This is a genomic window from Paenibacillus sp. Z3-2 (assembly GCF_054161325.1).
Window position 1 is genome coordinate 2,442,689 of sequence record NZ_CP096397.1, and the last position, 18,952, is coordinate 2,461,640.

16 protein-coding genes are annotated in these 18,952 nt (G+C 48.9%); 15 read left to right on the forward strand and 1 reads right to left on the reverse strand.

What is annotated here, in order from left to right; all coding sequences use genetic code 11:
- The first annotated feature begins 24 nt into the window (after nucleotides 1-24).
- From essC to M1D71_RS11075, 10 genes are all read left to right on the forward strand, one after another.
- Nucleotides 25-4,029 carry a type VII secretion protein EssC gene (gene essC, locus M1D71_RS11030; RefSeq protein ID WP_458126447.1) on the forward strand — a complete coding sequence of 1,335 codons (4,005 nt, stop codon included), beginning with the start codon at nucleotides 25-27 and terminating at the stop codon, nucleotides 4,027-4,029.
- Between the two features lie 16 nt (nucleotides 4,030-4,045).
- Nucleotides 4,046-4,876, forward strand: a complete 831-nt coding sequence (locus tag M1D71_RS11035; protein WP_458126448.1) for a hypothetical protein — start codon at nucleotides 4,046-4,048, stop codon at nucleotides 4,874-4,876.
- 6 nt (nucleotides 4,877-4,882) lie between these two features.
- Nucleotides 4,883-5,428, forward strand: coding sequence for a WXG100 family type VII secretion target (locus M1D71_RS11040; protein ID WP_458126449.1), 546 nt, complete (start codon nucleotides 4,883-4,885; stop codon nucleotides 5,426-5,428).
- A 183-nt stretch (nucleotides 5,429-5,611) separates the two neighbouring features.
- The gene (locus tag M1D71_RS11045; RefSeq protein ID WP_017689071.1) at nucleotides 5,612-5,887 is read left to right on the forward strand and encodes a WXG100 family type VII secretion target; all 276 of its coding nucleotides are present in this window, start codon (nucleotides 5,612-5,614) and stop codon (nucleotides 5,885-5,887) included.
- Nucleotides 5,888-6,045: 158 nt separating this feature from the next.
- Complete coding sequence (locus M1D71_RS11050; RefSeq protein ID WP_458126450.1) at nucleotides 6,046-8,124, forward strand: hypothetical protein; 2,079 nt, start codon at nucleotides 6,046-6,048, stop codon at nucleotides 8,122-8,124.
- A gap of 254 nt (nucleotides 8,125-8,378) precedes the next feature.
- A complete protein-coding gene (locus M1D71_RS11055) occupies nucleotides 8,379-9,131 on the forward strand; it encodes a vWA domain-containing protein (protein WP_145318689.1) in 753 nt (250 codons plus the stop codon).
- 10 nt (nucleotides 9,132-9,141) lie between these two features.
- Nucleotides 9,142-9,984, forward strand: a complete 843-nt coding sequence (locus M1D71_RS11060; protein WP_458126451.1) for a hypothetical protein — start codon at nucleotides 9,142-9,144, stop codon at nucleotides 9,982-9,984.
- A 188-nt stretch (nucleotides 9,985-10,172) separates the two neighbouring features.
- Nucleotides 10,173-10,979: an SDR family oxidoreductase gene (locus M1D71_RS11065; protein WP_458126452.1), complete on the forward strand. Its 807-nt coding sequence runs from the start codon at nucleotides 10,173-10,175 to the stop codon at nucleotides 10,977-10,979.
- A 142-nt stretch (nucleotides 10,980-11,121) separates the two neighbouring features.
- The gene (gene hrpB / locus M1D71_RS11070; protein WP_458126453.1) at nucleotides 11,122-13,641 is read left to right on the forward strand and encodes an ATP-dependent helicase HrpB; all 2,520 of its coding nucleotides are present in this window, start codon (nucleotides 11,122-11,124) and stop codon (nucleotides 13,639-13,641) included.
- 109 nt (nucleotides 13,642-13,750) lie between these two features.
- Nucleotides 13,751-14,356 (forward strand): general stress protein, encoded by a 606-nt coding sequence (locus M1D71_RS11075; protein ID WP_458126454.1) that lies wholly within the window; start codon nucleotides 13,751-13,753, stop codon nucleotides 14,354-14,356.
- 160 nt (nucleotides 14,357-14,516) lie between these two features.
- On the opposite strand, the gene M1D71_RS11080 is transcribed toward M1D71_RS11075, so the two are convergent.
- Nucleotides 14,517-14,918: a YidH family protein gene (locus M1D71_RS11080; RefSeq protein WP_458126455.1), complete on the reverse strand. Its 402-nt coding sequence runs from the start codon at nucleotides 14,916-14,918 to the stop codon at nucleotides 14,517-14,519.
- 62 nt (nucleotides 14,919-14,980) lie between these two features.
- On the opposite strand from M1D71_RS11080, the gene M1D71_RS11085 reads away from it, so the two are divergent.
- The 5 genes from M1D71_RS11085 (at nucleotide 14,981) to M1D71_RS11105 (ending at nucleotide 18,876) form a co-directional block, all read left to right on the forward strand.
- The gene (locus tag M1D71_RS11085) at nucleotides 14,981-16,156 is read left to right on the forward strand and encodes an acyltransferase (RefSeq protein ID WP_458126456.1); all 1,176 of its coding nucleotides are present in this window, start codon (nucleotides 14,981-14,983) and stop codon (nucleotides 16,154-16,156) included.
- Between the two features lie 337 nt (nucleotides 16,157-16,493).
- A complete protein-coding gene (locus tag M1D71_RS11090; RefSeq protein WP_458126457.1) occupies nucleotides 16,494-16,868 on the forward strand; it encodes a helix-turn-helix transcriptional regulator in 375 nt (124 codons plus the stop codon).
- A gap of 2 nt (nucleotides 16,869-16,870) precedes the next feature.
- Nucleotides 16,871-17,878: a Gfo/Idh/MocA family protein gene (locus tag M1D71_RS11095; RefSeq protein WP_458126458.1), complete on the forward strand. Its 1,008-nt coding sequence runs from the start codon at nucleotides 16,871-16,873 to the stop codon at nucleotides 17,876-17,878.
- A gap of 267 nt (nucleotides 17,879-18,145) precedes the next feature.
- The gene (locus tag M1D71_RS11100) at nucleotides 18,146-18,586 is read left to right on the forward strand and encodes a ribonuclease (RefSeq protein WP_145318664.1); all 441 of its coding nucleotides are present in this window, start codon (nucleotides 18,146-18,148) and stop codon (nucleotides 18,584-18,586) included.
- Between the two features lie 14 nt (nucleotides 18,587-18,600).
- Complete coding sequence (locus tag M1D71_RS11105; RefSeq protein ID WP_458126459.1) at nucleotides 18,601-18,876, forward strand: barstar family protein; 276 nt, start codon at nucleotides 18,601-18,603, stop codon at nucleotides 18,874-18,876.
- Nucleotides 18,877-18,952: the final 76 nt, after the last annotated feature.

Consider the following 18,952-nt stretch of genomic DNA (forward strand, 5'->3'; position numbering starts at 1 on the left):
CGAACTAAAGGAGGTCTTCTCTTCGTGAATGTGTTATATCAGCGTTCTCCAAGAATGACACCGGTTCTCAAGGAAGAAGGGCTTGAAATACTCAGGCCTCCGACAGAACCGAGCAAACCCACGTTTTCCATGATATCCATTATTGTGCCGATCATGATGACCATGGTCAGCATTGGTTTCTACGTATATATCAACATGACCGGCAAAATGAACAACAGCAGTTATATGATGTTTCAGATGATGACGGTCATGATGATGCTTACTTCTTACACCATTCCATTCTTCGTGTATCTGAGCAACAAGAAATCATATCGCAAAAAATTGGAAGAACGCAAAATCATGTATCTTGCTCAGCTGGACAAACACCGGGAAGAACTGAAGGAAGCGCAGGCGGAGCAAGTGAAGAGTCTGTACGAGATTCACGGTGATCCGGGTGTGTGTCTTCAAGTGGTGAAGAATCGGAACAGTTCCTTGTGGGAACGTTCACCGGAGGACGATGATTTCCTTCAAGTGCGTATCGGTACGGGAGAGATTCCTTTCCGAATCAAGCTTCAGGTTCCACGGATTGATGGCTACGAAAAGGATGAACTCATCGAGGCTGCCCATGAACTTGCGGCCGAATTCCAGACGGTACCGGATGCTTCCATCACATTGCCTCTATTCCAATCGAAAGTTATGGGACTGGTCGGTGATCGGGAGGAAGTTCTCGCTTCCCTGCGAGTCATCATCTCACAGCTGACGGTGCGGCATTCACCGGATGAACTCAAGCTTGCTGCATTCTATGAAGAGAAAGACCACAAGGAATGGGATTGGCTTCGCTGGATGCCCCATATCTGGGATGAAGACCAGGGACAACGCTATATGGCCGACAGGCACAGCGGTGCGCATCAATTGGCGGACAGCTTGTTTTCCGTGTTGAACCGGCGCCGTAACAATAAGGAAGACCGTTACAAGAAAAGCGTGCAAACGCCGTGTTACGTTGTAATTCTCTCCGATACACAATTGATAGAAGAAGAACCGCTACTTCCGCTACTATTGGAGTCGGCTCAGGAAATCGATGTATGCACCATTATACTGGCCAATCGCAAGGAGTCTCTTCCGATGCATTGTCAGTTGATTATGGAAGCCTCGAAAGGCAAAGGTGTGTATATCAAAAAAACCGAAGATGCGGATGTTATTCAGCAAACGTACAAGCCGGATGTAATCTCGAAGGGGATGGCAGAGGCGCTTTCCCGTTATATGTCACCGATCCGTTTGAAACGCTCATCTGCTTCGGATATCCCGCAACTGCTCCCGTTATTCGATATGCTGAGCACATCACGTGTGGAGGATCTGGATGTGGTGTCCAGGTGGGGACAGACGAGATATCCTGACACACTGCCCGTACCTATGGGTGTAAGAGCTGGTGGCAAAAAAATTGCTCTTAACCTACATGATAAAATCGAACGTCAGGGTCATGGCCCCCATGGTCTGATTGCGGGTACAACCGGTTCAGGTAAAAGTGAGGTCATTCAGTCCATCGTAGCCTCACTGGCTGCTGAATTTCATCCACATGATCTGGCGTTCATGTTGATTGACTACAAAGGTGGCGGGATGTCCAATACATTTGTTGATCTGCCACATGTAGTGGGTACGATCACCAATCTGGATGGAAATCTGATTGAGCGGGCGAATATTTCCCTTCGTGCCGAACTGGTCAGAAGGCAAAAAATATTAAATGATGCGGGAAACCTCCAGCACATTGATGAATATTACAAGATTCTGCGTTCCAGACATGAGCAACCACTTCCGCATCTGGTCATTATCATTGATGAGTTTGCTCAATTGAAGCGGGACCAGCCGGAGTTCATGGATGAATTGATCAGTATAGCGGCCATTGGACGGACACTTGGGGTCCATCTAATCCTGGCAACCCAAAAGCCAGCTGGCGTTGTGGATGATAAAATATGGAGTAATTCTCGCTTCCGGATCTGCCTACGCGTACAGAGTGAGGGAGATAGCAGGGACATGATCAAGATCCCAAATGCTGCCTGGATTACGAAGCCGGGGCGTGGATATTTTCAGGTCGGTAGTGATGAAGTATTTGAAGAGATGCAATTCGCCTGGAGTGGTGCGCCGTATAACCAGCAGGAGGACGCAACGACTGTATTGCCTGTTATGGAAGTGCGCCTGAACGGTAAGCGGGAACCCCTGCTAACTGGAGAGCGCAGGGCCGTTCTCAAAGGAGAAGATGTTCCGAAACAGCTCCAGGTCTTTATTGACTATGTAGCGCAGGCTGCAGCAGATGCAGGTATCCGTCGTTTGCCAGGACCATGGTTGCCACCTTTACCAGAGACACTGGAATGGGAAGGTCTTCAAGACTGGCAGGAAGAAGAGAATCGCGATGTGCTGCTTGATGGCGGCGCGAGTGGTCTGAAACCACGGGTTGGATTGCTGGATGACCTCCCTAATCAACGCCAGCAGCCGCTTGCACTGCCTGTAGATCAAGGCCATCTGGTCGTATACGGCATGCCGGGACTCGGAAAAACAACATTTGTTCAGACTTTGCTGATGTCCCTGGCACGTTCCCACAGAACTGAACCTTGGCATGGTTACATTATCGATATGGGACGCATGATGAAAGATTTTGCAGCACTTCCTCAGATCGGTGGCGTGATGATGGCTGAGGAGGAAGACCGGATCAAACGGTTATTCCGCTATATTCTCAAGCTGTTAGCACAACGCAAGGATATCATCTCGGAGGCAGGAGTTAAAACGATTTCAGCCTACCGTCGGACAGCTCATGCAGCCGTCCCGCAGATTGTGGTGGTTATCGACGGTTATCTTTCATTCCGCAATGCCTACCCGGAAGAAAATGAACTTCTGGAGACGATCCTGCGCGAAGGCGGTAGTCTAGGCATCACATTTGTGCTTACTGCCAATCGGGTAACGGATGTATTTGAGAAATTCAGAAGCAATATTCCTAATGCAGTTTCATTTGAATTATCCGATCCAAGTGACTATTATTATGCCGTGGGGAGACCTTCCAAGGCACCAAGCCAACTTCCGCCAGGTAGAGGTCTGGTTAAAGGGCAGGTGCCACCGTTGATGTTCCAGGCGGCATTACCTTCTTCCGGGGCAGATGAGGGCAAGCGTTCCTCGGCACTGCGCCGGACGATCGCTGAGATTCACCAAGGCTGGACAGGGGAAGAAGCACCACAGATTGCTCCCCTTCCGGAAGAGATCAAACTCAAGGATCTACTCATACGGACAGGGTCATATGGTCAGGCTTGGGATACTTCGTCTGTAACTGTACCTGTAGGACTGCTTACGGACGATCTGGAACCGTTCCAGCTTAATCTGCGTGAAGGTCCGCATTTCATGGTAACGAGTCCGATGGAAGGCGGCAAAACAACATTTTTGTTGACCTGGATGTTATCACTGGCTTATCATGCTTCTCCGGAAGATGTGCAAATATACACGGTAGATATGCGTTATGGCGCAGGTGGGCTGGGCGAAATCAGCAGTTTGCCCCATGTCCGTGGACACGTATCGCGAGAAGAACAGCTTGCACCTGTGATTCAACAGTTGTACGATGAAGTTCTGAAAAGAGGCGAGATTTCCGGTGGACCGGAACTTGTGCTCGTCATCGATGATGCGGACACCTTGTCCAAGCAGCTAAACGATTTTAATGTAAAAGATCAATTGGGAGCGATTGTTCGTCAAGGTAGGGATCGCGGTGTTCATGTGATTCTGTCAGGGGTGCCCGCAGACTTCCCGACCTTTGGTTCTGACTGGGTAACGGATGTGAAGGCTTCCCAGAGCGGAATGCTATTCGGGACTTTAGACCCTAACGATCTCTCGTTCTTCCGTATACCTTATTCTGAATCCGGAGGTAGTTCAGCTGGGCTGAAGGTACTGCCTCCGGGTCAAGGTTATTATGTAAAACGTAAATATTCCAGGGTTAAAGGTGCAGTACCATGTGATGACAGCTGGAAAATGACCGATTGGATTTCTGAAATTCGTGACCGATGGCATGTTGTAGTTTGAGGGGAGGTGGCTCATAATGTTGACGGTTCATGATTCTAAGCAAAAGATAGTCACGTTGCAAACAAAAGAACTTTTTTTCCTGGCCGGCATTCTCGGTTCAGACCGACTGCTTGGTGTGGAAGATCCGTTTCGCGGCTATATGGCGGAGGATATCGCGATGGAGTGGGAGCGTGTCAAGACCTGCCTGCTTGACAAAGGATATCTGATTCAGGATCAGGAGACGGATGAGCTGATCATGACACCGACCGTTTTCTCCAGAGTAGCCATTGCCGGACTGTCCGACAGAGCTTGCTGGATTCGCTACACGATCAACGGCAAGTCATATGAGAGTTATATCCATTGCACGGATGAGCGGGTCGTTGAAGTTTCCCGTGTTGACGATGTACCAGACTCGTTCCGGCTTAACGATCTGGGAAGTGTTCGTGAGGCCATTGATGTCCTGATTCAGCGGATGAAATGGAGCGGCCATTCTCCTGCGGAGAAACCGGCATTAATGTGCTCCAAGAAAAAGTTTTATGATGTTATGAATGAACTGGAAAACAGCAAGGTACAGACCGTAGCAGATGAACTCGCACAGGAGACAAGTGATCCTGAAGGGTCACTTGCGCTGGCACGCTGTCTGGTGGGTAAGGAGTCAGATGGGGAGCTTCGGTTGCTTGTATGGAATGAAGACGGGTGGAAGTCGCAGTCGGCAGCATTTGCTGCAAGTGCGGTCTCCAACTGGTTGTTCCGGATGAGCACCGCCGCTTCAGATGATTGGCTTGTTGCAGCAATGACGACTAGAGAACAGTTTCACGAGATGCTGCTGGACTGGCTTAAACAGCCTGCAGGGGAAGAGGAAAGGTGATGGTAAATGCGCATTCGTGTGGAACCGGATGTGCTTCGGGCACTGAGCAGGCAGATTCAGTATGCAGCGGAGCAAATACAGCAAAAGATGACAGTGTTGGATCAGGCGATTCATTCGCTGGAGTGGGAGGTTGAATCCCGCGCAGCGGTGATGAGTGAATGGAATCACAGTAAACGACTGGGCGAGGATGCGCTTCGTCGTTTGATGGAGTTGAGCGTACAGCTGGGACGCAAAGCGTTGTTATTCCAGCAGGCAGACATGGAGTATCGTTCCGTGCTGAGTCATGTGAACACAGCCTATGGTAATGCGGTCAATATGCTGAATGTTCTTCAGAACAATCGTACAGGAGAAATCATGCCTGCACATTCTGCAAGTGTAGCTGTATCCGATCCCCTTTCCGCAATGGCGGCCGTATATCGTGTACAGGATGCCGCGCCGCCTGATGGATCACCAGCTACACTGGTGCAGGCCATACAGCCTGAGCCTGTAGCATGGAGATTCACAGATCCTTCCTTTCGGGGAAGAAGAGGAACCGAGCCTGTGGTCTCCTAAAAAGGGAGAATAAATGGACAGCAGAAAGTGAATTTTTTTTGTAAATAGGCTGTTAGGAGAAGTTTTATTGCTAAAAATGGGGTAAATAGGAGTAGGTCCTTCGGCTTTTGTCCGATTGATCCTGGTATAGTACAATTTGAACAAGTCAAAAATTAATTGCACAAACCAAGGAGGAATTTACCAATGGCAGGACGTATTTTAGTTACCCCAGAGCAGCTTGATCAAGTTTCCAACCAATTTAAACAAAGCGGTGAGCAAAGTCAGCAAATCGTATCTACATTGACTCAATCCATCACAAGCATGGAAGGACAATGGGAAGGTATGACAAAACAACGCTTCTTCCAGGAGTTCCAAGAAGCTAGTAAACAAATGCAATCATTCGTTCAAACGCTGAACAGCATCAGCGCTGAACTTACAGCTATTGCTAACAAATTCCGTACAGCTGACCAAGCTCGTTAATCTGCTTTACATAGATCAGGCCGATTTGAAGTCTGAATTCGCCCTGAATTATAGGTGGGTAGCAAGCTGAAGATGTACAACTACAGCAAAAACCGGGCGTTTTCACAACACCCGGTTTTTGTTGCAACTATGACACTAGGACAGAGAGAGGGATAAGCATGTCTTTTCAACCAAATCCCGGGGATGAAGTGGTGATTAACGACATTGCCTATACGATTGGGCAACATCCGGCTGCGCCGGGTCTGGCTTATGCCCAAGCCGGAAGGCAGGGGATTGTTTATCAATTGATACCCCGTAATGGTTCCATTCATGGGGCCAAAGCACTAAAAGTATTTTTTCCTAAATTCCGTATTCCGGCTATGGTATATCAGTCTGAGCATATGGAGTCCTATAGTGAACTGCCAGGTTTGCAGGTATGCAAGCGTGATGTGCTCACTCCGGAAAGAAACGGAGCGCTCATTGGAAAACATCCCGATCTGTTATATGCGGTATTGATGCCATGGGTGCAAGGTCAGACCTGGTTCGACGTGATCAGTGATCAAAGACAGTTGACGGCAGAAGAGAGCCTGAAGCTGGCCAGAGCGCTTGCCGGAACGGGTTCGGCGATGGAGCAGCGTGGATTGGCTCATTGCGATATGTCCGCGCCCAATGTAATGATTCCGTTTTTTTCCGAAGTGGAGAACCTGGGAAAGACGTCTGCGGTAGAACTCGTGGATGTCGAGCAGATGTACGGTTCCAAGATGGATCGTCCGGATGCCCTGCTTGCCGGGTCACCTGGTTATGCGGCCCACCGAACAGTTCACAGCGGTTTGTGGAGTTCGTATGCTGACCGATTTGCCGGAGCCGTAATTATTGCTGAGATGTTAAGCTGGTCTGACCCGGCTATTGTAGAGAAAGCTTGGGGCGAAAGCTATTTTGACCAACATGAAATGCAAACGGTGAGTGAACGCTATTATGCAATGCGGGAGTCACTGGAGAAGCGTTGGGGTTCGAAACTTTCCGATCTGTTTATTCGCGCCTGGGAAAGTCACGATCTGAGCAGTTGTCCGACTTTTGGTGAGTGGTATGTCGCACTGGCGGCGGTAGACGTCCATCAGGCTCATGAGGTGGCGGCTGCGACCTCAGAAGAAAAGGGTGCTGATCAGCCAGATGCTGTTCATGGTAATTTGAAAAAAAGCTCAGAACCAGCAAGCGAAACGACGAAAGTCCAAGAGGGGAACAACTCTCAAACACAACAATCTCCTGATCAGGAAGCGGTTGTGAACCGTTTATTCCTACAAGCAAGAGCCCTTGAGGATGAAGACAAGCCGGCTGCTGCATTGGAAGTGTATCGTTCGCTGTATCATTTTATTCCGCATAACAGTGCGATGCAGATGGAAGTAGAGGCTGCAATCAAGGAACTGGATGCCAAGCTCAATCCAAAAGAGGATACAAGTAAGCCCGTACCGGTCCCTTTTTACAGATCCAAAAAGTTCATGATCTCTTCCGCTGTGCTTATTGTATTGCTGGCAGGAACCGTGCCAACGGTCAAAATACTCGCGGATCAGGCAGAGGTGAAGCAGCAAGAACAACTGGAAGCTACACGACTGGCCGAGGTCAAGGCTGCAGAAGAGGCTGAAGCTGCGAAAGCGGCAGCGCTCAAACAGCAGGAAGAACAAGAAAAACAAAAAGCTGCGGAGGCCGCAAAACTGGACGCAGAGGAAAAGAAAAAGCTCGCTGAAGCCAAGCAAAAGGAAGCTGAAGCGAAGAAAAAAGAAGAAGAACGCAAGGCATTACAGGCCAAGTATGACAAGCAAGCGAAATATGAAGCCTATCTGGTGAAGCAGGAGCAGCAGAAGAAAGAAGCTGCCAAGAAAGCACAGCAGGAGAAGTATGATAAACAGGCAAAATATGAAGCTTATCTGGTCTGGAAAAAAGAGAATGATGCCAAGCTTGCAAGACAGGAAGCGGAGCGTAAAGCGGCAGCTGAAGTTAAACGTCAGCAAGAGATCGCTCAGGCAGCTGCGCTCAAGAAAAAGCGTGCCGAGAATGTGGTCACGCTGATTGCTCATTACAATAAAACGTATAATGCGCAAATAGGCAGAAAAATTGAAAATGCGGAATCGTATGCCCGTGATTTCAAAAAACTTTACAATACCGATGCTGCTTATTTCAAAGGAGTCGGCAAAGTAGCGGCTCGAATGAGTGCCATTAACAAATTCCTGAGCAACAACAGCTACACGTTGCCCAACTTATAGTATGTGTTCAAAAAGGTCGGTTTTCAGTACCGAGAAGATGGGATGAAGCTAGAAATGGAGTAGCAGAGCGTAGGGAAAACTACGTGAGCAACTAAAATGTTTCCGAAGGAAACATACTTCGCAAGCATATGCTTATTCGGCTGAATTCCATATTCGACGTTGATGATACCGCCAGGCATCCTTCGTAATCAAAAGCTGACTTTTTGAACAACTTCTTATAAAATAACGTGAACGACGGAGGTGGCTCACCCTAGATGAACTACACGATTCAAGCATCACAGCGTACACCCGCACTTATTATATATTTAATTGATATTAGCGCCTCCATGAATATGGTTCTGGAAAATCGTCGGCGGATTGACGTTGTCTATGATGCATTATCACTTGCAATTCGCCAAATGGTGTTTCGGTCCACGAAGGGGAATCGTCTGACACCTCGCTATCGCATAGCGATATTAGCATATAGTGATGATGTATATGACTTGTTGAACGGAATCAAAGGGATTGACGAGATCGCTGCAGTCGGTTCGTTGCCTGACCTGACACCGAGGCGGTTTTCGGATTCTGCGAAGGCTTTCCTACAGGCGGAAAAGATTCTACAGGCCGAAATTCCGAATATGCAGGATTGTCCTGCGCCGCTTGTATGTCACATGACCGATGGGGTGGCTACAGGTGAAGATCCCGAGCCGATTGCCAAAAGAATCATGGGCATGAGTGTGCCGGACGGCAATGTGTTGGTCGAGAATATTTTTATATCCGATCATCTGCTGGAAGGGCCGATTGCTGAACCTAGAAGATGGAAGGGGATCTCTCCGGAAACGAATCTTCAGGATGAGCATGGAGAGAAGCTGCGCAATATGTCATCCGTCCTGCCCGAAAGTTATCGGGAAATGCTTGTTGAAGCTGATTATTTGCTTGCTCCCGGTGCACTCATGATGCTGCCAGGTACCTGCGCAGAATTGGTATCGATCGGGTTCCAGATGTCCGCTGCTACGCCTGTGAGATAGGAGGGGAATCATGAGAGCGATGCGATTGGCAACATTGTCTGCTGGTGATAAGGGGGGCCATGCCGAGCAACGGCATGGCAACTTTCGGTATGTGAGTGTGCAGACCGGAGAACAGCCATTAACTCGTTATCAAGGTGCATTTAAGTGCAGATATGGTTACGGCAGAGCCGCAGAGACGGTTAATCAGGGTGATTCCGGACAGGATTTTGCTGCGGTCCGCATGAGTGGGAATGTCTGCAATTTTGTATTATGTGATGGAGTAGGCATGAGTTATCTGGGCGACTTTGCAGCACGGTTTCTGGGAAATGCTTTGCTGGATTGGCTGGAAACGACGCAGCACCCGACGGTTGAGGCCGTGGAATGTCTTCTTCATGATCTGACCCTTCCTGCATCCGAGCAACTGGAGAAAATACAACCACTGGAGAGTACCCCTCTGTTGCTACGTGAAGTATTAATGGAAAAGCGAAGCCGCGGCAGTCAGGCCATGTATGTCTGTGGGCGGATTGAGCTCACAGGAGGAAGTCGCAAAAGCCGTGTGTGGTTAGCGTGGCAGGGAGATTCACGTATTCGCCTCTGGCGCAATAATCAGGAACAGTCTGACATGTTCCAGGCACATTGCAAAACGAATGAGCGTTGGTCTACACTTGAAGGTCCCGTGGGCGGCAAGCCGCACATCTATGAGACTAAAGGTACAGCAAGTGACTCGCTACGTCTTCAGTTATATACAGATGGACTGAACGACCTGGATGCGATCCAGGCCTACGTCCCCGATGAACACATTCAGGTATTGCTGGATGCTACACATACGGGTGGTCTTGAAGATGATGCCGCTTTCATTGAGTTGGAATGGTAAACTGCTGGATATAAAGTGTTGAAGTGACCTGATGTAGCCGTAACAGCGATGAAGATCAACTGTGAAAAAACTTGCTGGTGTTGATTTAAAAGACACTCTTTTTGGGTAATATTGTGAAGAATTGACTTTAACGATGAGCTTGACTTTACATTCTTACATAATTGCTAAATTGAAGGAGTGGATGGATAATGACACAACATAACGGCAAGTCACGGTTTCAAGGCAAGGTGGCGATTATTACCGGAGCAGGCTCAGGAATTGGGAAAGCCTCTGCGGTTAAGATGGCCAAGGAAGGTGCACAAGTTGCACTGTTTGATCTGGTGAATGATCGGATCTCGGAAACGGAAGCAGAGATTAATGCGGTGTATCCAGGTGCGGCGCGAGCATTCGATGTTGACATTTCCGACCCGGCACGTGTGGAAAAAGCAGTACTTGAAACCGTCGAGTTATTCGGCGGCTTGGATATTGTTTTTGCCAATGCGGGCATTAACGGGGTATCGGCACCCATTGAAGAGATTCAGGTTGAAGATTGGCAACAGATTATTACAACCAACCTGAATGGCACATTTTTCACCGTTAAATATGCATTGCCTCACTTGAAAAAACGGGGTGGCGGCAGCATTATCATTACGAGTTCGATTAACGGCAATCAACGCTTCTCAAGCTTTGGCATGTCGGCATATAGCACGTCCAAGGCGGGGCAGGTTGCTTTTACCAAGATGGCTGCACTTGAGCTGGCGAAGTTCAAGATACGTGTAAACGTGATCTGTCCGGGAGCAATTGCGACCAATATCGATCAAAGTACGGTCAAAACGGATGATCTGCAACAGATCATTATTCCGATGGAGTTCCCGGAAGGCCAGCAGCCACTTGCAGATGGACCGGGTCAGCCGGAACATGTTGCGGATCTGGTAAGCTTTCTCGCTTCGTCTGAATCCAGACATATTACTGGAGCAGAGATTGTCATTGATGGTGCTGAATCACTGCTGAGCTAAATAGGTATGTTGCGTAATTTCATGATGCTAAATAAGTGTGTCTTGGATAGTCGTTCCTCTGGAACGGCTTTTTTTGTTATAATGCTAACATTCGAACAGTGATACTGAAGAGCAGTAGGGTACATTCATTAGGAGCGATAATATGCATATAGATTTACCGATACAAGAGATTATTCCGGAGTTAAGACAGTTATTTCGGGATCAGGATACAGGTGTGTTAATTGCAGAACCGGGTGCGGGAAAAACGACTGTCGTACCGCTCGCTATGCTGGAGGAGCCGTGGGTTGCCGGACGGAAAATCATTATGCTGGAGCCCCGAAGGCTGGCCGCACGTTCAGCTGCATCGAGGCTGGCGGCTTCGCTTGGGGAAAAGGCTGGGCAGACCGTAGGATATCGGGTACGCATGGATACACGGGTGAGTCAGGCGACACGCATTGAAGTTGTGACGGAAGGCGTGTTGACCCGGATGTTGCAGCAGGATCAGGGACTTGAGGACACGGCGATGATTATATTCGATGAATTCCATGAACGTCATCTACATGGGGATTTGGGTCTGGCTCTAGCATTGGAATCCCGAGCGATGTTGCGTCCGGATCTGAAGCTGCTGGTGATGTCGGCAACCCTTGATCCTGTTCCCGTGTGTGCATTGCTTGGCGAAGATACAAGATCAATTCACTGTCCGGGACGTACGTTTCCGGTGGAAACACGATATGTGCCGAGACCAGCAGCTATGCAGCTGGAACAATTCACGGCTCAGACCATAGTCAAGGCATTGACCGAACAAGAGGGGGATGTGCTTGTTTTTCTTCCTGGCGCTAAAGAGATACACCGTACAGAGCGGGAGTTATTGAAGGGTTCTCTTCCTGCACAGGTGAAAGTTCATTCTCTGTATGGCAGTATGCCGGTGGAACAACAGGATGAGGCCATACGGCCAGCCGCTGAGGGTTCGCGCAAAATTGTGCTCTCCACCTCTATTGCTGAATCCAGTCTCACACTCCCTGGAGTTAAGATTGTGGTAGACGCGGGGTTGAGTCGAGCATCGGCATTCTCGCCGCGTACGGGCATGAGCAGACTTGTCACCCAGCCGGTGTCCAAGGCGTCAGCCGATCAACGACGGGGGCGTGCAGGGCGAATCGCCCCGGGTGTGTGTTATCGGCTGTGGAGCGAAGAGGTTCATGGCGGACTGCCCGAGGCAGCTCGGCCAGAGATCACTTCCGCGGATCTTGCGCCGCTGGCGCTGGAGCTTGCCGTCTGGGGTGTCCAGTCCCCAGCAGAGCTGCAATGGCTGGACACCCCGCCTGACGCCGCCTACGGCCAGGCACAGGCGCTGCTGCGCCAGCTGGGCGGCCTGGACGACGCAGGCCGCATCACGCCCTTCGGGCGGCGGATGAACACGCTTGGCGTGCATCCGCGACTGGCCAGCATGCTGCTCCGCGCGGCGGAGCTTGGGCTGGCCAGCTACGCCAGCATGCTGGCGGCACTGCTGCAGGAGCCTGCCGGCCTCCGCAGCAGTGGCAGTGCATGCGCGGGCACGGACCTCCGCCCGCGCGTAGAAGCGCTGCTGACCGCGGACAGCAGCGGCATGCCGCAAGCGGCAGCGGCTGTCGCAGACGGCGCGGCCGTGCGGCGCATGCTCCAGGAGAGCCGCCAGCTGCGCTCGGCGCTCGGCCCGGCGGCCGATCCGGTGCGGCCGGATGAGGACAGCTGCGGATTGCTGCTGTCCTTCGCCTATCCGGACCGGATCGGGCAACGCCGGGAGGACGGCCGCTATCTGCTGAGCAGCGGCCGCGGCGTACGGCTCGCAGCGACAGAATCGCTGAGCCGTTCAGCTTATCTGGTCGCAGCCGAGGCAGACGACCAGGGCGCAGATGCGCGCATCCTGCTGGCTGCGCCGTTGCAGGAGCACACATTGTTGCTGGCAGGCCAGCACCTGCTGCACTATGAAGTGCAAGTGGCTTGGGATTCCAATACTCGGAGTGTGCGGGCACATAAGAGACTACAAATCGGAGCCCTTGTAATCAAAGAGAGCAGTATTGCACAGCCACCTGAAGATCAGGTGCTCGAAGCACTGTTAAGTGGAATACGGATGGAAGGTCTGGACTGTTTACCCTGGAACAAAGCGTCCAGACAACTTGCGGACAGGCTGAGGTTCCTGCATCTCCATTTACCCGAGTGGCCAGACCTGATCGAAGATGATCTGACCGAAGAGCTGGCTGAACATCTCGCACCTTATCTGACAGGCATGAGATCGGCAGCCGATCTAAAGAGATTATCAATGCATGATGTATTGCTCGGTGGACTAAGCTGGAGTCAGCGACAACAACTGGACGATGAAGCACCAACTCATATACAGGTGCCCAGTGGTTCCCGTATTCCCGTGGACTACAGCCGCCCGGAAGATCCTACGCTTGCGGTAAGACTACAGGAGATGTTTGGACAACAGGAGACGCCTCGTATAGCTGGAGGGCGAGTTCCGTTGACCATCCACCTGTTATCACCAGCCCAGCGACCTGTACAGGTTACACGTGATTTGGCCAATTTCTGGCGAGAGACATACTTTGAGGTCAAAAAAGATCTGAAAGGCCGTTATCCGAAGCACTATTGGCCGGATAATCCACTAGAAGCGGTCGCGACTAATCGAGCCAAACCACGGGGGAAATGATGAATTAATTTCTCTTTTCAGATTAGTATATTGACTTGCAAGCGTTTGAAAGAAAACAAGGCGGGTAATAACATAGCGAGCCACTCAATTTAAAGAGGAGGAATTCACTATGCAGAAGAAAATCGTAGGTGTGTTTAATACAGAACGTGAGGCATCCCAGGCCATCGAGGGTCTGAAAGCACAAGGATTCACTCCAGACGAAATCTCGGTAATTACGCAAGATCGGGATGAACTGAAGGCGATTAGGGAAGAGACAGGTACGAAAGCCCCTGAAGGCGTGGCTGCGGGTGCAGCCACAGGTGGTGTACTTGGTGGAGTAGCTGGTTTGCTCGCAGGTATCGGTGCACTGGCCATACCCGGCATAGGACCCATTCTGGCCGCGGGTCCCATTGCAGCAGCATTAACTGGTGCAGCTGTAGGTGCGGGAGCTGGCGGACTTGTTGGTGGTCTCGTAGGTTTGGGTATTCCCGAAGAGGATGCCAAGCAGTATGAGGAGTATGTACAAAATGGTAAAATCCTCCTGCTCGTAGATTCCACGGATCGGGACACAGATGTGTATGATGTATTCAGCAGCAACAGTCAGATTAACCGGGACAGAGCTGAAGCAGCTCATCGCGGAGATGTACCCGCAGAACGTACGGATCTGGATATGGAAGAACGCAGATTGGAAGCCCAAAGCAAGGCAGCTCGATTGGGTAACAATACATTCTTGTAAAAGCTTCTCTTACTTGGTTGAATTAAATGACATGATACCTGAAAACAGAATAACATACAGGATGCACCAGATGGTCATAAGCCGGTTTCCTTAAGGGAGGCCGGCTTTTGTCCCTGTGTTATAGTGGTCCATGATAAATGACGATGTTGTTTTTACCCAGTCAAGCAGGGAATAACAATACATACAGCAGAATAGCCAAAGCGAGTCCAATCACCAGTAGTATCATGGTAAGAAACCGGATTAATCCGGTCGATGCCTGAAACGTTTGTTCATTGATTTGTCTACGCTTCCGATGATAGGCCGCTGCCGAATATAAAATGATGGATATACCGCCAATCAGAGAAGTGATCCCTGTGATAATCGCGGCAATGTGCGCAAGACGGTCATAAGCCGAGGAATTGAAGCCAAATCCTGCAGCAAGAAAACCGATGCCTGCCATGGCAATACCGGTGCGTACCCATGCCAGAAAAGTTCGCTCGTTAGCCAGATGTTGTTGAACATACTTGGAGTCGATCGTGGTTAAGTCCTTGTCAGTTAAAGAAATATGAATCACTCCGTTCATCAGATCTACGGCTTCATTGTACTTTGTTTTTATCGCAAAACCAAGAAAGGACGGCTGAGTGTATGCCTCGTAGAGAACGTATTACAGAAATTGAGAGCTTAAGAGGAATAGCATTTGCAGCAGTGGTTCTCCAGCACTCCATCGCACATTACGCCCTTGTACCGGAAACGAGACTGGAGGATGGCGTGTTATTGGCTATACTGCTGATGCTCTCCAAATTTGCAGTCCCTTTGTTCATATTCATAACAGGTATGGTGCTTTTTTATAACACGGGAGACAAGCTGCATTATGGGAAGTTCATGAGAAAAAGAGTAACCGACGTCATCGTTCCTTATCTCATCTGGTCACTCATATACTTTACACTTGCACCGCGAGGCTGGACCGGATTTGGATGGAATGATATCCCAGACCTTGGCCTGAAGTTGATTACGGGCAAAACCACTTCACACTTCTGGTACATTATTATGCTGATCCAGTTTTATCTGTTATTTCCGCTCTTCTTGCGAGCCATTCGTTATGTATATAACCGATATGAGGCCAAGGGGCGCATGATAGCGCTGCTGATTACGGGTGCTGTGTATCTGGTGCTCGCAGATCAATTAGGTAACATCGCCAAATTCATGGAATGGCTGAATATCCCGGTACTGACGGATGCTTTTACAACGTACGCAGACCGCAATTTCCTCTATTTCTTTATTTATTTTGTGCTTGGTGCAGCGGCGGGGTTATCTGTCCAGCGCTGGAATGAATGGATTCATCGGTTACGTTGGGTATATTGGACGATGTTTATTGTACTGGGTCTTCGGTTTACATATTTATTAATGCTGGAGTTTCAGAAGCCAGAGGGAATCAAAATTACGTTTTATACGGTCAGCCTGATCCGTCCTGATATGGCACTCTTTCTGATTGCTTCCATTATGGTCATGTATCAACTGGCTGGTAAGTTGCACAATCTCAGGACTATACAATTGCTTGGATGGATTGGTGGTGTATCGTACGGCGGATATCTGATGCATATGTTGATGCTGCGGTACAGCTATATTCCGGATGAACTGTTTTATGTCGCTATGGGCTGGAACCCTGTCGTTCGAATGATCATCACCTGGTTGTTGGCTCTCGCCCTATCCTGTGTGTTGACATGGCTCATCTCCCGCGTAAGCTGGGGTAAATGGATTGTGGGAACCGTACCGAAGACTGTCCGCAATAAAAGAATATATCAACATATGAAAAATTCATAACAGAGTAAAGGCAGTAATGCAGTAATGCAGAATTACATGCAGGTTCGACCAAAATGCGAGCGTTGCATCATTGTGCTTAATACATGGAATTGGCATGGCTCAGATTAATCTCTTGGATACACCGACTTTTAAAATTATTTTAAAATTTCACTACATGAAAAATTCACAAAAGAAAACCTTTTTCTGTGCTTCCTCTTTGTTGATGCGTATTCACACCCTTACTTTCTCGCCCTCTTATAAGATCGATAAAAGGGAGGCAAAGCGGAGAAAGATGGCAGAACCCGAACATAAGTTTTATAATACTAGATATATAGGTTCTGACAGGAGGGGTATGAACGTGGCTTTTATGATTGCACAACGGGCATTTATCAAGCTCTATCTGATTACGATGGTTGAACAGCACAGGGGATATGGTTACGAGATGCTGGAGGCGATGAAGCAGGAATTCAAAGACTACGGTTATGTACCACCCCAGAGCGAGGTATATCGGGCATTACATGAATTGGTACAGCAGGGTATATTTTATCGCACGAAGAAGCTGAAGGGTAATGATCCGAAGGTCGATTTTCAGGAAATCGTTCTATATCACTTCACGGATGATGGTGCGGAAAAAGCTGAATTATACAAGAAACAGGTCAAAACGGATCTGGATCGTTGTCTCGGCATGTTACACAAGGCAGATGAGGACAATTACCGTATGAAAGGAAGATAAGCATGGATAAACAGTTACAGTGGGGTGTACTCGGTACGTCAACCATTGCCAGAAATGCAGTCATTCCAGCAATCCAGCAGTCCGAACGGGGTGAAGTCTTGGCGATTGCCAGCCGCAGCAAGGAAAAAGCGGAAGCCCTTGCCGAAGAACTCGGCATCGCCAGATCCTATGGCAGTTACGAAGAACTCATCGCTGATCCGGATATCGAAGCCGTCTACATTCCTTTGCCTAACCATATGCACAAAGAATGGACCATTAAAGCTGCACAGGCTGGCAAGCACGTTTTATGTGAGAAACCAGCTGCCTTGAACGCTGATGAATCGGCAGAAATGATCGAGGTATGTCGTCAGCAAGGCGTTCTATTTGCAGAAGCGATTATGTATCGATATCATCCCAAGCACAGACGTGTGGAAGAGATTATAGCCAGCGGGGAGATCGGCACCGTCAGAGCCATCCATGGTAACTTCACCTGCAATACCGCAGATGATAAGGAAAATGTAAGATTCAAAAGAGAGATGGGAGGCGGATCTTTATTCGATCTTGGCGTATATCCGATCTCGGCGGCCCGGATGTATCTGGGACAAGAGCCAGAAGCGGTGACAGTACACGCTCTATTTTCGGACGAGCATGATGGGGTGGATATGATGGCTTCGGGACTGGTGGAATTTCCGAATTCGGTAGCCTTAACCTTTGACTGTGGCATGTGGGCTTCAGGAAGAGCGGAGATGGAGATCCTGGGAACGGATGGGCGAATCGAACTGCCGAAAGTGTTTGGCTGGGAGAATAGTGATATTCCACCTCAGATTATTGTGCACACGGATTCGGTTAGTCGTGAGGAGCGTGTATCGGTATCCAATTCCTATGTTCTACAGGTTGAAACGTTTGCGGCTGCTGCACTTGAAGGAGAGGCCTTGCCTTTCAGTCCGGAAAATACCATTCAAAACATGCGTGTCATTGATGCGTGCCTGGAATCGGCACGAACTCGTCAACGTGTGCAGCTGATCGATTAGACCAATTCAAACCAGATCAAACATACTAAAACATGTAGACTCCATCTTTAGAGATGAGAGTCTTTTTCTGTCTTAAAATGTTATAATTATAATATTTTACAATTTGAACGTCTTCATTTGATATTTCTACCAAAATGATGTGATATAAATAGTCATGAGATGACTTGTTTACTATAATCTAGCAGAACATCCAACTAGAGAGTTGCGGCTTACAGAACACATATCGTGACAGGTTCATCTACTTTGAAGGATCGGGAGGCCGAATTAATGAAAAGATTACTATCAACCGCTGTACTGGCATTGTTGTTAACGTTCGTTTTCCTCACAGGTTCACAGCTCACTCCAGTTCCACAGCAGAAGGCATCTGCTGCAACATGTACCATTATCAATACATTTACGGGTGTAGCAAACTATTTGAGTGCAAATGGAACATTGCCATGTAACTTTATTACCAAATCACAGGCAACAGGACTCGGCTGGGTAGCGTCAAAAGGAAACTTGGCTGTCGTCGCTCCTGGGAAAAGCATCGGCGGAGACACATTTGGTAATCGGGAGGGTCTTCTGCCCGCAGCAAGCGGACGTACATGGCGTGAGGCGGATATCAACTATACTTCCGGTTTCCGTAATTCTGATCGGATCGTGTATTCCAATGATGGACTCATCTATAAAACAACAGACCACTATGCATCATTTACACGGATGAAATAAAGGAAGGAACAGCCATGAATATTGTGATTCTGGATGGACAAGAATTTACCAGTACGGCTGAACTTCATCAGCAATTGAAGGATAAGCTGCATCTGCCAGATTTTTATGGCGGTAATCTCGACGCTTTGTGGGACTGCCTGACGGGGACAATTGAGCTTCCACTTGAGTTAAAATGGACCAACTACCGAATCAGCGAAGAACGACTGGGGAATGAAGCAGACCGGGTACGCGATCTGATGCTCGAGGTACAGGCTGAACAGTCCGGATTTCAATTGAGTATTGAGAAGTAGGCAGAAAATGTAGGCGTTTATAAATATGATGAGGCCAACCTAACAGACCACATGTGGTCTGTTTCTTTGTGTTATA

What these genes read in the sequence shown, in the direction of transcription:
- M1D71_RS11095 (WP_458126458.1), top strand. Translation starts at nt 16,871, where the DNA reads ATGGATAAACAGTTACAGTGGGGTGTACTCGGTACGTCAACCATTGCC.
- M1D71_RS11045 (WP_017689071.1), top strand. Translation starts at nt 5,612, where the DNA reads ATGGCAGGACGTATTTTAGTTACCCCAGAGCAGCTTGATCAAGTTTCC.
- M1D71_RS11085 (WP_458126456.1), top strand. Translation starts at nt 14,981, where the DNA reads ATGCCTCGTAGAGAACGTATTACAGAAATTGAGAGCTTAAGAGGAATA.
- M1D71_RS11075 (WP_458126454.1), top strand. Translation starts at nt 13,751, where the DNA reads ATGCAGAAGAAAATCGTAGGTGTGTTTAATACAGAACGTGAGGCATCC.
- M1D71_RS11100 (WP_145318664.1), top strand. Translation starts at nt 18,146, where the DNA reads ATGAAAAGATTACTATCAACCGCTGTACTGGCATTGTTGTTAACGTTC.
- M1D71_RS11055 (WP_145318689.1), top strand. Translation starts at nt 8,379, where the DNA reads ATGAACTACACGATTCAAGCATCACAGCGTACACCCGCACTTATTATA.
- M1D71_RS11040 (WP_458126449.1), top strand. Translation starts at nt 4,883, where the DNA reads ATGCGCATTCGTGTGGAACCGGATGTGCTTCGGGCACTGAGCAGGCAG.
- M1D71_RS11065 (WP_458126452.1), top strand. Translation starts at nt 10,173, where the DNA reads ATGACACAACATAACGGCAAGTCACGGTTTCAAGGCAAGGTGGCGATT.
- M1D71_RS11050 (WP_458126450.1), top strand. Translation starts at nt 6,046, where the DNA reads ATGTCTTTTCAACCAAATCCCGGGGATGAAGTGGTGATTAACGACATT.
- hrpB (WP_458126453.1), top strand. Translation starts at nt 11,122, where the DNA reads ATGCATATAGATTTACCGATACAAGAGATTATTCCGGAGTTAAGACAG.
- M1D71_RS11035 (WP_458126448.1), top strand. Translation starts at nt 4,046, where the DNA reads ATGTTGACGGTTCATGATTCTAAGCAAAAGATAGTCACGTTGCAAACA.
- M1D71_RS11105 (WP_458126459.1), top strand. Translation starts at nt 18,601, where the DNA reads ATGAATATTGTGATTCTGGATGGACAAGAATTTACCAGTACGGCTGAA.
- M1D71_RS11080 (WP_458126455.1), bottom strand. Translation starts at nt 14,918, where the DNA reads ATGAACGGAGTGATTCATATTTCTTTAACTGACAAGGACTTAACCACG.
- M1D71_RS11060 (WP_458126451.1), top strand. Translation starts at nt 9,142, where the DNA reads ATGAGAGCGATGCGATTGGCAACATTGTCTGCTGGTGATAAGGGGGGC.